8 protein-coding genes and 4 pseudogenes are annotated in these 13,022 nt (G+C 54.0%); 7 read left to right on the top strand and 5 right to left on the bottom strand.

What is annotated here, in order from left to right; translation table 11 throughout:
• Positions 1–13: 13 nt before the first annotated feature.
• The 5 genes and pseudogenes from proX to ACWWJF_RS12185 all read left to right on the top strand — a co-directional run bounded on the left by proX (position 14) and on the right by ACWWJF_RS12185 (position 5,137).
• On the top strand, positions 14–1,012 hold the full coding sequence (gene proX / locus ACWWJF_RS12205) for a glycine betaine/L-proline ABC transporter substrate-binding protein ProX (RefSeq protein ID WP_455871058.1): 999 nt from the start codon (positions 14–16) through the stop codon (positions 1,010–1,012).
• A 303-nt stretch (positions 1,013–1,315) separates the two neighbouring features.
• Positions 1,316–2,299, top strand: a pseudogene (locus ACWWJF_RS12200) (MFS transporter).
• A gap of 161 nt (positions 2,300–2,460) precedes the next feature.
• Positions 2,461–3,048 (top strand): transcriptional repressor MprA, encoded by a 588-nt coding sequence (gene mprA / locus ACWWJF_RS12195; protein ID WP_455869590.1) that lies wholly within the window; start codon positions 2,461–2,463, stop codon positions 3,046–3,048.
• A gap of 297 nt (positions 3,049–3,345) precedes the next feature.
• Positions 3,346–3,855, top strand: a pseudogene (locus ACWWJF_RS12190) (multidrug export protein EmrA); the annotation flags it as partial.
• Positions 3,856–3,928: 73 nt separating this feature from the next.
• Complete coding sequence (locus ACWWJF_RS12185; protein ID WP_455869589.1) at positions 3,929–5,137, top strand: IS256 family transposase; 1,209 nt, start codon at positions 3,929–3,931, stop codon at positions 5,135–5,137.
• A gap of 79 nt (positions 5,138–5,216) precedes the next feature.
• Here ACWWJF_RS12185 and acuI read toward each other — a convergent pair whose 3' ends face one another.
• Positions 5,217–6,197 (bottom strand): acrylyl-CoA reductase (NADPH), encoded by a 981-nt coding sequence (gene acuI, locus ACWWJF_RS12180; RefSeq protein ID WP_455869588.1) that lies wholly within the window; start codon positions 6,195–6,197, stop codon positions 5,217–5,219.
• Positions 6,198–6,400: 203 nt separating this feature from the next.
• Positions 6,401–7,057: pseudogene (gene acuR, locus ACWWJF_RS12175) on the bottom strand (acrylate utilization transcriptional regulator AcuR).
• 211 nt (positions 7,058–7,268) lie between these two features.
• Here acuR and ACWWJF_RS12170 point away from each other — a divergent pair.
• On the top strand, positions 7,269–7,664 hold the full coding sequence (locus ACWWJF_RS12170; RefSeq protein ID WP_455869587.1) for a DUF2946 family protein: 396 nt from the start codon (positions 7,269–7,271) through the stop codon (positions 7,662–7,664).
• A gap of 207 nt (positions 7,665–7,871) precedes the next feature.
• Positions 7,872–9,866, top strand: coding sequence for a TonB-dependent copper receptor (locus ACWWJF_RS12165; RefSeq protein ID WP_455869586.1), 1,995 nt, complete (start codon positions 7,872–7,874; stop codon positions 9,864–9,866).
• On the opposite strand, the gene ACWWJF_RS12160 is transcribed toward ACWWJF_RS12165, so the two are convergent.
• From ACWWJF_RS12160 to ACWWJF_RS12150, 3 genes and pseudogenes are all read right to left on the bottom strand, one after another.
• Positions 9,863–10,735, bottom strand: coding sequence for a LysR family transcriptional regulator (locus ACWWJF_RS12160; RefSeq protein WP_455869585.1), 873 nt, complete (start codon positions 10,733–10,735; stop codon positions 9,863–9,865). The two genes, ACWWJF_RS12165 and ACWWJF_RS12160, sit on opposite strands and share 4 nt — an antisense overlap.
• Before the next feature lie 78 nt (positions 10,736–10,813).
• Positions 10,814–12,081, bottom strand: a pseudogene (gene glyA / locus ACWWJF_RS12155) (serine hydroxymethyltransferase).
• A 56-nt stretch (positions 12,082–12,137) separates the two neighbouring features.
• Entirely contained in the window at positions 12,138–12,959 is an 822-nt protein-coding gene (locus ACWWJF_RS12150) for a YggS family pyridoxal phosphate-dependent enzyme (protein ID WP_455869584.1), read from the bottom strand.
• Positions 12,960–13,022 lie beyond the last annotated feature (63 nt).

Below are 13,022 nucleotides of genomic sequence, written 5' to 3'. Positions count from 1 at the left end.
GGGATAAACCATGATGCAGAAAACCGGATTCGGGGCTGTTGCCCTGATTGCCGCGCTGACAGGCTCGCCGCTCTATGCCGCCGATCAGCCGGGTAAAGGTGTCAGTGTTCAGCCCGTGCAGAGCACGATTTCGGAAGAAACCTTCCAGACGTTGCTGGTCAGCCGCGCATTGGAGAAACTGGGCTACGACGTGCAACCAATTCGCGAAGTGGATTACAACATTGCCTATATGTCCATCGCATCCGGCGATGCCACCTTCACCGCCGTCAACTGGGATCCGCTTCAGGCAGACATGTACAAAGCGGCTGGCGGTGATGCCAAATTTTACCGCGACGGGGTTTACGTTGGCGGCGCAGCGCAGGGCTATCTGATCGACAAAAAGACAGCGGAAAAGTACCAGATCACCAACGTTGAGCAATTTAAAGACCCTGAGATCGCCAAGCTGTTTGATACCAACGGTGATGGCAAAGCGGACCTGATCGGTTGCGCACCAGGTTGGGGTTGTGAAGCCGCCATCAACCATCACCTTCAGGCTTACGGATTGAGCAACACGGTCGAGCACAATCAGGGTAACTACGCCGCGATGATCGCAGATGCCATTACCCGCTATAAAGAAGGCAAACCTGTCTTCTATTACACTTGGACACCGTACTGGGTCAGCGATGTGCTGGTACCGGGGCGCGACGTTGTCTGGTTACAGGTGCCTTTCTCTTCTCAACCGGGAGAAATGAAAGGCTCCAGCACCAAGCTGGCTAACGGCAACGACTACGGCTTCCCCGTGAATAATATTCGCATCGCGGCGAACAAAGCGTGGGCCGAGAAAAATCCGGCAGCTGCCAAACTGTTTGCCATCATGAAGCTGCCATTGGCCGACATCAACGCGCAAAACATGCGGATGCGCAGCGGAGAGAGCAGCCAGAAAGATATCGAACGCCATGTGGATGGCTGGATCAAGGCACATCAGGCACAGTTTGATGGTTGGATAAAAACCGCCGCTGACGCGGCCAAGTAACTGGATAGCGTCACGTTGTTATTCACTCACAGGCCCACTTGGGCCTTAAACTGATGTCAAAGCTCGTCGTCCTCGGCGTAAGCCGGGGACCTCTGTCAGGAAGAATGTGTTTCGCCTGTGGGAGATTCCCACCTACGCGGGAATGACAGAGAGTGTATGGGAATGGCCGTTTTCCTTCGGTTAGTCAGCTACCTCAAGCCCATTCGGGACAGTTTCTTGAAATTACGTTTTTTGTAAACGCTCCCTGTCTTAACGGATTTGCTAGAATCACTCCCACACATTTTAGAACGCTAGCGAGTATTCATGTCTTCTCAACAGGCCAAGACCGGCCTCACTCTTCCTTTAACGCTCATCATGTCAACGGCAACCGGATTGGCCGTTGCCAGTAATTACTATGCCCAGCCGCTATTAGAAACCATTGCCAGAGCCTTTGAACTTTACGTTAATCAGGCAGGGCTTATTGTCACCGCCGCATAGGTGGGCTATGCGGTAGGTTTGATGTTTCTGGTGCCGATGGGCGATATGTTTGAACGACGCACGCTGATTGTTACCATGACGCTGTTAACCGCGCTGGGGCTGGTGATTACCGCGCTGGCCCCCACATTACCGGTGATGCTCGCAGGTATTGGGGTCGCGGGGTTGTGTTCCGTAGTAGCTCAACTGCTGGTGCCGCTCGCGGCAACGCTGGCAACCCCCGAAGCCCGTGGTAAAGTAGTCGGTACGATAATGAGCGGTTTGCTGCTCGGCATTCTGCTTGCACGCACCATTGCTGGCGCACTCGCCACGCTGGGAGGATGGCGTACTGTATATTGGGTAGCCAGCGTACTGATGGTCATCATGGCGTTGGTACTGTGGCGCGCGCTGCCGCGTTTACCGCCCAGCAATAACCTGCAATACGAGCAACTGATCGTTTCCATTTTCCGGCTATTTGCCACCACGCCCGTGCTGCGGGTGCGTGCAATGCTTGGGTGTCTCTCTTTCGCCAATTTCAGCATTCTTTGGACCTCGATGGCGTTTCTGCTGTCGGCATCGCCTTATCACTATTCAGAGGGGATTATCGGGCTATTTGGTTTAGTCGGGGCGGCAGGCGCACTGGGTGGCGCCCTGCTGATCGTTTCCAGCGTCCCAGAGATTCAACAGCATACTAACAAGCTGTTGCCTACACTCATCGGTTGCCTGACGCTCACGCTCTGCTTCTACCGGACACGCAGCATTGTCATATCCACATTGTTGGGCGCGTTTTGTTACGGTATTGCTTTTAAATACCTTTCATTGGGAATTATTTAATATCATTGTGTTAGCAGCACGTTATTAGTGGTTCACGTTACATTACACAAGGCCACTTACGTTCTGTCACAAAGTCGACGACACAATGCGACTAAATATCGTTTACCCGATTAGTAACTTTAGTTATTATACTGATCGTGATTAATGAGATTCACATAAAAATGGATAGTCCATCTGTACACAAGCACGGGCTCACTGAAAGTGGTGCGCGTGACAAGAAACCTGAGTTCGATAAAAACAGCTCCTTCTCGCCCATCGAACAAATGATCAATCTGCGCGCATCGCGCAATCCAGAGTTTCCTCAACAGGAAATCTTGTTGGTGCGTCTGTGCATGCACATGCAGAACAAGATTCTGGAGCACCGCAACAAGATTTTGCGGGAACAGGGCATCAACGAAACGTTGTTTATGGCACTGATTACGCTGGAATCTCAGGAATCACGTAGTATTCAACCATCAGAATTGAGCGCCGCACTGGGCTCTTCACGTACCAATGCCACGCGCATTGCCGATGAGTTAGAAAAACGCGGTTGGATTGAACGCCGTGAAAGCGATAGCGATCGTCGTTGCTTACACTTGCATATGACAGATGAAGGCAAAGCGTTTCTCGATCGTCTGCTGCCACCGCAGCACCAGAGTCTGCATTTCCTCTGGTCAGCATTAGAAAAAGATGAGCAGAAGCAGTTGGAAGTGCTAATGCGTAAATTGCTGGTGCGGCTGGACGAAATGGACAAGATCGATAAACCATGATCTCGTCAGACCGATAATAACAATACTGTCTTACCTTAAATACATCTTCACACGCGCTGGCGTGTTTGCCAGATGCCTGGTGTTTTTGGATCAATACCCGTTTGTATCATGACCGTTCATTAAACGGACCACGTTCCGCTGCCTCACGGCAGCCGGAGCGATAAGTTGCATCATGGGTAAAGGCTGCGTTGGCCGATTCTCTGCCTCGCAGCACATGAGTAAGAATCGGCCATCGTTATCCGCCGCATTCTGATAAAAAATAACGAAAAAATGACATTTGAAGCAGAGGAAAACACCATGAGTTCAAGCGTGGAAAACCCAACGCCGCAGGCTCCTATGAAGAATAAAAAATACCAGCACAAACGGGTACTTACCCTGTTGACCATGCTGTTTTTACTGGTTGGCTGTATCTGGTTCGTCTACTGGTATCAGGTGCTCAGGCACCACCAGGAAACCGACGATGCTTATGTAGCAGGCAATCAGGTGCAGTTGATGTCCCAGGTGAGCGGTAGCGTTACCCGCGTCAACGTGGGCAACACCGATTTCGTCAAGCAGGGGGCGATTCTGGTCGAACTGGACGCGACTGATGCGCAACTTGCTTTAGAACGTGCGCAAACCGCGCTGGCTAACAGCGTGCGCCAGACGCACCAGTTGATGATCAACAGCAAACAATATCAGGCCAACATCGATCTGTATCAAACAGAACTCAATAAAGCCACGGGCGACCTTGCGCGCCGTGAAGCCTTGGGTAATGTGAATGCGATTGGCCGTGAAGATGTGCAGCACGCTCGTGATGCCGTCGCCAGCGGACCCTGTACATAAATTTGTGTAATTGCCTGATTTTGATATGTTCAGTCCAACATCAAAAACAGGTTAATTTATGGACGAAAAACAGTTGCAGGCTCTGGCTAACGAACTGGCCAAAAATCTCAAAACCCCTGACGATCTCAGCCAATTCGATCGCCTGCTGAAGAAAATCAGCGTTGAGGCTGCTCTCAACGCCGAAATGTCCCACCATCTGGGCTACGATAAAAATCAGCCCAAACCGGGGGCCAACTCCCGCAACGGCTATTCCACAAACACCGTGACCACCGGCGATGGCACTCTGGAACTACGTACTCCGCGCGATCGTGATGGCTCCTTCGAACCACAACTGGTGAAGAAAAACCAGACCCGGATCACCGGGATGGATAACCAAATCCTGTCCCTGTACGCCAGAGGGATGACCACCCGCGAGATAGCGTCTGCGTTCAACGAGCTGTATGACGCGGATGTCTCACCGGCGCTGGTCTCGAAGGTCACCGACGCCGTGATGGAACAGGTTACTGAATGGCAAAATCGTCCACTGGATGCAGTCTATCCCATTGTTTACCTTGACTGTATCATCCTGAAGGTCCGGCAGGACAGTCGCGTCATCAATAAATCCGTGTTCCTGGCACTGGGTATCAACATCGAGGGCCAGAAAGAACTGCTGGGTATGTGGCTGGCCGAAAACGAGGGCGCGAAGTTCTGGCTCAATGTGCTGACAGAACTAAAAAACCGCGGCCTGAACGATATCCTCATCGCCTGTGTCGACGGTCTGAAAGGCTTCCCGGACGCCATCAACGCGGTGTATCCGGAAGCCCGCATCCAGCGGTGCATCGTGCACATGGTACGCAACAGCCTGAGGTTCGTCTCTTGGAAGGACTACAAAGCCGTCACACGCGACCTGAAAGCCATCTATCAGGCCGCTACGGAAGAAGCAGGCCAGCAGGCGCTGGAAGCATTCGCCAGCGCATGGGACAGCCGCTATCCACAGACAAGCCGGAGCTGGCAGACGAACTGGAGCAATCTGGCAACGTTCTTCGCTTACCCGGCTGATATCCGCAAAGTCATCGACACAACCAACGCCATCGAGTCGCTTAACAGTGTGATCCGGCATGCGATTAAAAAACGCAAAGTGTTCCCGACTGACGACGCAGTGAAAAAGGTGGTGTGGCTGGCAATCCAGTCGGCCTCACAGAAATGGACGATGCCACTGCGGGACTGGCGTATGGCAATGAGCCGTTTTATTATCGAGTTCGGTGACCGCCTGGACGGTCACTACTGAGAAAGGCATTTACACAGAATCATGTACAGGGTCGTATCTGGCCCCCCCGTTAATCAAGCGGGCCAGTCATATCAGGGTATCAGCACCTGATCACGGCACGGCCTCGCACCTTGCCCGCCAATAAGGCTCCGGCAACATCAATGGCCTGCGTCAACGGGTACTCCGTCGTTAACGTGGCCAGTTTTGCCATCGGCAGGTATTTGCAGGCTTTTTCCCACAGCGCCGGACGTTTTTCCGTACTGACCATTACGCTGTCGATACCTTGCAAGGTCACGTTGAGCAGGATAAACGGCGCAACGCTTGCCGGGAGATCCAACCCCTGCGCCATACCACAGGCGGCAACGATGCCGCCGTAATGAATGCTGGCACACACGTTAGCCAGCGTATGACTGCCCACGATATCCAACGCCGCCACCCAGCGCTCTTTTTGCAGCGGTTTACCCGGTGCACTCAGCTCGGCACGATCGATAACCTCATTCACGCCCACCTCATTGCGCAACCAATCAGCCTCTGCCGGGCGCCCCGTGGAAGCCACCACCTTATATCCCAACTGCGCCAAAATAAGGGCCGCACAGCTGCCTACGCCGCCGCTGGCACCGGTTACCAGCACCGGACCGTCCTCCGGTTTCACTCCATGGTTTAACACGGCCTCGACGCAGAGCATCGCGGTAAACCCAGCCGTACCAATCGCCATCACATGTCTGGCGTCTGAACCCTGTGGCAACGGAGCCAACCACTCAGCGCTCACTCGTGCCTTACCCGCCAAACCGCCCCAGTGTTTTTCCCCAACGCCCCATCCGGTCAACAGCTCCTTGTCACCGGCTTTGTACGCTGGGTTAACGCTTTCTATTACCGTGCCAGCAAAATCGATACCGGGTACCATCGGGAATTTACGTACGATAGGACCGCGCCCCGTAATAGCCAGAGCATCCTTGTAATTGATGGAGGAGTAGTCGATGGCGACAGTAACGTCCCCTTCCGGCAATGCACTTTCCTCTTGTGCCGCCAGCTCTGCATGATAATTGCCTTCAACCTTGTCGATCACGATTGCATTGAACATGTAAACCTCGTCTCCGTATCGTTCGCCCATCAGGGGAACGCAGCCGTAAAATTCACCAAATTAATTATTGACCGATCGTCTATAAATTAATTCCACGGTAACTGTCATCACATTGCGTTTCAAGCGCAGCGCAGCAACCGGCATTGAAGAGTGAGAAAAGTTTGTTATTTATCAATTTCACGTCGGTGAAAAGCACGCTGCTGTCAGCGCGATATTTCATTATCCGAGTGATAACCGAGGGCATGGGAAAAGAAGTACCAGAATTCATTCAGCGGTTGTGTGGACTGGTATAACCTGGCTCTCATCACTGCCCCTTCCCAACCACTTCAGAACATCTCTGCCAGTTGTTCGGGTGGCGTCGTCGTGCGGATTTCGCCCGCGATCAGTGCCGCCCGCAAACAGGCTGCCACCAGCCCTTGCCATGCTTTGAGAATCTGCTGCAACTGTCCTCGGAACGGATCGGGCAACCCGGGGGTTTCCTGCATCAAATTACCCACCAGACAACCCCGTGCGAAGGCGTATTTCTGCATCCCTCGACCTGCATCCGCCACAAAATGGCTGAGCCGTTTCATCGGCGTCACGGAGGCATCCGACAGAAATTTATTCAGCTTATGTTGAAAGAAGCTATCATAGGACGCGAGCACCGTTCGCCCATAATCCTCTTTATTTTCAAAATAGTAATAAAAGGAACCCTTGGGAACACCGACATTTTTCACGATGGCATCAATGCCGGTGGAGAGAAAGCCGTTTTGCGTCAGCAACGCCAACCCGCTGCGAATCAGCACTTCGCGCGTGCCTTTATAGCTCGCATCGGTTTTGGGCGGCCGGCCTCTGCCGCGTGGCGCAATATCCGTACTCACATCAGCCTACTGAGATCCAACGGCTAAAATCATACACCCATGGCCCTAATTTCACTATGGCAGGCGCAGAGGGACTCTGTCTGATACGGCAAGGTTCAACCAAGTATGATATAAAGCAAGAAATCGATAATATAAGATAATATTTCTCATTCTCATCAATATTCCTGTGATAAACTACGCCTCTGTTTCCACTCTGGTTTCTCTGACCCCGATGATCGTTTCACACGCAACGGCACAAAAAAGCGCAGCCTGCCTGGCATTACTGGCAGTGCTACTGCTGTTTGTCGCCCCGGTGATATCAAAGGGGCGTGTCGAGCGGATGCCGTTACCGCAAGCGCATGAAATGGCAATGAATCATCACAGCGCAACACCTGCAGCACATCATCACGCCGCCATGATGCAGGAAGAAGGGTTCGCCTGCGGCTACTGTGAACTGCTGGTGCATGTGCCCTTTATCATCGGTATCTTTATCCCTATGGTATGGCTAATGGTCCTGTTAGCACGTGCACCGCCGCTACCCCGCGTTTTGCCTCCATACTGCCCCCCGCTTGATGCCACGAATCTTCCGCGTGCACCGCCACGCCTTCACCTGTCACCTACAGCGTAAATCTCCTTTTTCACAGTAACCCGCTATCGGATTAACACCGTGGATACGTCGTGCCCGTAACGCTTGCGCTTATGGACCAGGGAGATCTCATTTCGTTCGAAACGCGCATCCGCCTTTTCGCAACGACATACCCTTTTTATCCACCGGGATCAGGTGGCTCACGATCGTGGCTTTTGTCATACGTGCGATCGAAGACAGGTGAGAGTAATGAAAAAAACTAAAATGTTAACCACATCACTGGCGGTAATTTGCACCTTGCCGCTTCAGGCAACGGCCAGCGAAGAAAACACACACCATCATGATGAAGGGGATGTGATGACAGTGACGGCTCCGGTCTATTCGCCGTTAACCATTGTGACGTCCCCCAAAACGCCGCGCCAACCCGTGCCCGCCAGCGATGGGTCGGATTACTTGAAAACCATCCCCGGCTTTAGCCAAATTCGCAATGGTGGCACCAACGGTGACCCGGTGTTTCGCGGCATGTTCGGATCGCGTTTGCGGTTGCTCACCAACGATGGCGAAATGCTCGGTGCCTGCCCGGCGCGTATGGATGCCCCCAGCTCTTATATCTCGCCGGAAAGTTACGACGTACTCACGCTGATCAAGGGGCCACAAAGCGTGTTATGGGGGCCAGGTAACTCTGCGGGCACGCTGCGCTTCGAGCGATTACCGCCCCAATTCACGCAGGCGGGCCTAAAAGGAAATGTCAGCCTGCTGGCTGCCTCCAACCGCCGCTGGGATCAAAATGCGGATATCAGCGTTGGCAACGAGCAGGGCTATCTCCGGTTGACGGGAAACACATCCCGCGCCAACGACTACAAGGACGGAGACAACCGCCGCGTGCCCTCAAAGTGGGATAAGTGGAACAGCGACATCGCACTGGGATGGACACCGGATAAAGATACGCTGCTGGAACTCTCCGCCGGCAAGGGCGATGGCGAAGCACGCTACGCGGGACGCGGCATGGATGGCTCGCAGTTCAAACGCGAGAGCCTGGGCCTGCGTTTTGAAAAGAGCAACATTGGCACCCTGCTCGATAAGTTCGAAGCCAGCGCCTATTACAACTATGCCGACCACGTGATGGATAACTTCAGTTTGCGCACGCCGGGCGGCATGGGGATGTCTATGCCGATGGCAATGACGATGCGTCTGGATCGCCGCACCGTCGGCGGCAGGATGATGACCACCTGGCTGTGGCAGGATTACCAGCTTCAAACGGGTGTCGATACCCAGTTGAATACCCACCTCAGTTTGGACAACGGCCATTGGGATAAAGATGCCCGTTTCCACAATTATGGTCTTTTCGGTGAACTGACCTGGGAGGCCAGTGCACAAAACAAGGTTATTGTCGGTACCCGACTGGATCGTGCGCAAGTCGATAACTTCACCACAGCAGAACAATCCAACCGCAGTGCCACGCTACCCGCGGGCTTCCTGCGTGTGGATCATTCCGTCGCCTCGCTGCCGTTGATGGTCTATGCAGGCGTCGGCTACACCACGCGTTTCCCCGATTACTGGGAGCTGTTTTCACCCACTTACGGGCCGGGAGGCAGCGCCAGCGCATTCGATAACCTGAAAACGGAGAAAACCACCCAGTTGGATATCGGCGCGCAATACAAAGGGGAGCGACTGACAAGTTGGGTATCGGCCTATGTGGGTCGAGTGAATGACTTTGTTCTGTTCCGCTACAATATCAATCGGAGTAAACCCAAAGAAAGTCAGGTGGATAACGTCAACGCGCTCACGCTGGGCGGCGAAACCGGCTTGAGCTATCAGTTGACCGATCATTGGAAAACCGATGCCAGTCTGGCGTATTCCTGGGCCGAAAACCGTTCAAACGGTCGACCACTGCCGCAAATTCCGCCGCTGGAAACGCGCTTGGGACTCTCCTGGGAATCCGGCAACTGGAGCAGCGGTGGCTTGCTGCGGCTGGTCAGCAGCCAGAATCGGTTAGCGGTTAATGAAGGCAACGTGGTCGGTAAAGATTTTGGCAACAGCAGCGGTTTTGCCATCTTCTCTGCCAATCTGGCGTATAAAGTGACGGAACAGGTGAAAGTCAGCGCAGGCGTCGATAACCTGTTTAACACCGCCTACAGCGAGCACCTGAATCTCGCCGGTAACAGCAGCTTTGGCTACTCCGCCAATACTTCGGTGAATGAGCCGGGAAGAACCTTCTGGGGAAAAATTAACGTAACGTTCTAAACCAATGCCGATGCCGGCGGCACGTTTGCCGTCGGCAACGAGAGCAATATATTGAGCGCCGCGATATCTTGTTCAGAGAGTAAGGAAGTTTTCATCACCAGATACACATCCAGCGCATCCCTGAAATCCGGTACGACGGTCAGTTGGTGCGCATCAGCGATCGCTTGCGACACCATGCCCACGCCGCCCCGACGTTTCATTAACGACATACTGACTTGTTCACTGCCAGAATCGTAAACCGCTTTCCCCTGTGCCCTCGGCTGATTCAGGGCAACAAAGCGTTCGAATACACGGGCATAAGCGCACTCCGCCACCGGTTTGATCAACGGTGCCAGTTCCAGCGTGGTGCCTGGTGCCATCGCGGCCACGATCGACACCTTCAGCGCGTCAATAAGATACATGGGGTCATCACAGTGCGCCGGACAACCAATCACCACCGCCATATCAGCATCGCCATTGGCCAGCTTGGTCAGGTTTTCCGGCGATTCAGAACTCCTGAATACGATGCGGTAACCGTGCAGCGTATCCATCATAAAGTTCATGATGCAGTGGTTAATATCCAGCGAAAACGTGCTGTTCAGCGCAATGTGTAGCGTCGTAGGCGCATGCTGGCGCAGCTGATCGACCTTGCGTTGCAGTTGCTCCGCCGTTCTGACCATCGCCGTGATTTCTGGCAGCATCTGCTGACCCTCCGGGGTCAGCGACACACCCTTGTTGGTGCGGTTGAGCAACCGCAGCCCCATATGCTGTTCCAGTTTTTTGATTTGCGCCGCCAGCGCCTGAACCGTCAGACAAGCGTCATCGGCCGCCGCCGTCAGAGAACCTAACTGGACGATTTTTAAAAAGTGCTTCAGTACTTTGCTGTCCATACGCCACCCGGCTGTCTTGATTCTCCCGTTATAGCAGCCGTTGTTATCCTTTTCAACGCAGCGCAAGGTGTACACCGATTATCGGTACACCGGATGGCAACAGCACAGATCCACCACCTGCTTACGCACCCGATCGCGCACTGTCCTCTGCGCATTTTCACCGTGTTCCAACGCATCCAGCACATCACACAGCCAGCCAATTGCTCGCATTCAGTAACGCCAAAACCGCGCGTGGTCACTGCCTGTGTGCCAATGCGCAGCCCTGAGGTGACAAACGGCGAACGGGGATCGTTCGGTACGGAATTTTTATTCACGGTGATATAAGCATCACCCAGTGCCGCATCGGCGTCCTTTCCCGTGTATGCGCGATCGGAAAGATCAATCAGCATCAGATGGTTATCCGTACCCCCCGAGACAATCTTGTAACCACGCTGTTGCACCACCGCCGCCATGGCGCGGGCATTGGTCACCACCTGCCGCTGGTAGGTAGTAAACTCAGGGCGCAGCGCCTCCTTGAAAGCGACGGCCTTGGCTGCAATCACGTGCATCAATGGCCCGCCCTGAATGCCGGGGAATACGGCAGCATTGAGCTTCTTGTAAAAATCCTCACTCTGCCCTTTAGCGAGGATGATGCCACCGCGCGGACCGCACAGGGTTTTATGGGTGGTACTGGTTACTACGTGAGCATAGGGTAACGAATTAGGGTATTCCCCCGCCGCGACCAGACCGGCAACATGCGCCATATCCACCCAAAACACCGCCCCTACTTTATCGGCAATGGCACGCATGCGCGCCCAGTCTTTGTGGCGCGAATAAGCAGAAAAACCTCCGATCAGCATTTTCGGACGGGTTTCCAGCGCAATTCGTTCCATCTCGTCATAGTCGATAAGCCCGGTATCGGGATCGAGCCCGTAGGGCACAATCTTGTAGTGACGACCGGAAAAGTTAGACGGGCTACCGTGCGTCAGGTGTCCCCCCTGTGCCAGGTTCATGCCCATTACGGTATCACCGGGATTGGTCAGCGCCAGAAACACGGCCGCATTGGCTTGAGCGCCTGCATGAGGCTGCACATTGGCATAATCGCAGTCGAACAGCGCTTTAGCGCGCTCAACAGCTAACCGCTCCGCCACATCAACAAACTCGCAGCCGCTGTAATAGCGCTTGCCAGGGTAACCTTCGGCGTATTTATTGGTGAACACAGAATTTTGGATAGCCATCACCAACGGGCTGGCGTAGTTCTCAGAAGCAATCAGTTCTACATGCTCCTCTTGACTGCGTTGTTCATTCAGGATGGCATCCGCCAGTTCAGGATCAACATCGGTCAGAGTCAGGGAAGCGTCATACATGGCAGAGTCCTCTCAATTGAAATAATCGTATTGAATTCATGGGTGGAGAATGCGCATTATTGCGATGCTTCTCCGGGCCAAAAATGGCTGTCAGGCAGTGTTCGCGCGCCGAAGATAGCCTGGCCGACGCGAACCACGGTGGCCTCCTCTTCGATCGCTATCTCAAAATCCCCCGATATTCCCATCGATAGCGCATCCAGCGCAATCGTTGCGGGGGCACTTTGCCGCAATTGATCGCGCAGGGTGCGCAACAACACAAAACACTCGCGTACGCGTTCCGCCTCACTGGAAAAGCGCGCCAGCGTCATCAATCCACGCACCCGCAATGCCGTGAAAGCAGGCAGTGTCTGAATAAATGCCGTTACGTCCTCGGGCGCAAGGCCATATTTGCTCGCTTCACCGGAGGTGTTGACTTGCACAAACACATCCAGCGAGCGTCCTTCATTTTGCAAACGGCGATCCAGCGCTTCGGCGAGTTTCAGGCTGTCCAGCGCCTGAAATTCGGTGGCGAAACGCGCCACCAGCCGAGCCTTATTGGTTTGCAAATGGCCGATGACCGACCATTGCAAATCGCTCAGATCCTGCATGGCCTCCCACTTACCCAACGCCTCCTGCACCTTGTTTTCACCCAGCATGCGGCACCCCGCCGCATACGCCAGTCGCAGGTTGCTTTCAGGTTTGGTCTTGCTGACCGGCAGCAGGCGCACCGAGGCAGGATCGCGCCCCACGCGCTGACAGGCCGCCGCGATACGCGCCTGTACCGCCGTCAGGTTGTGTCGGAAATCCTCAACGCTCGTTGCCTCAGGATAAAGGCCGTGGCGATCGTGATGGGTCTGCGTGCTCTCAGGCAGCGGTGAACAAGAAGTAGAAGATGACATGGCCTAGCGTTAACTCCTGAAAAAGGAAAAAAACGGGTTGTAGCGCGTAGCGGTTGTACCTGT

The sequence above is a fragment of the Symbiopectobacterium sp. Eva_TO genome, assembly GCF_053848865.1.
Note: the sequence above shows the minus strand (reverse complement) of the source record. Positions and strands in the feature narration are given on the sequence as shown.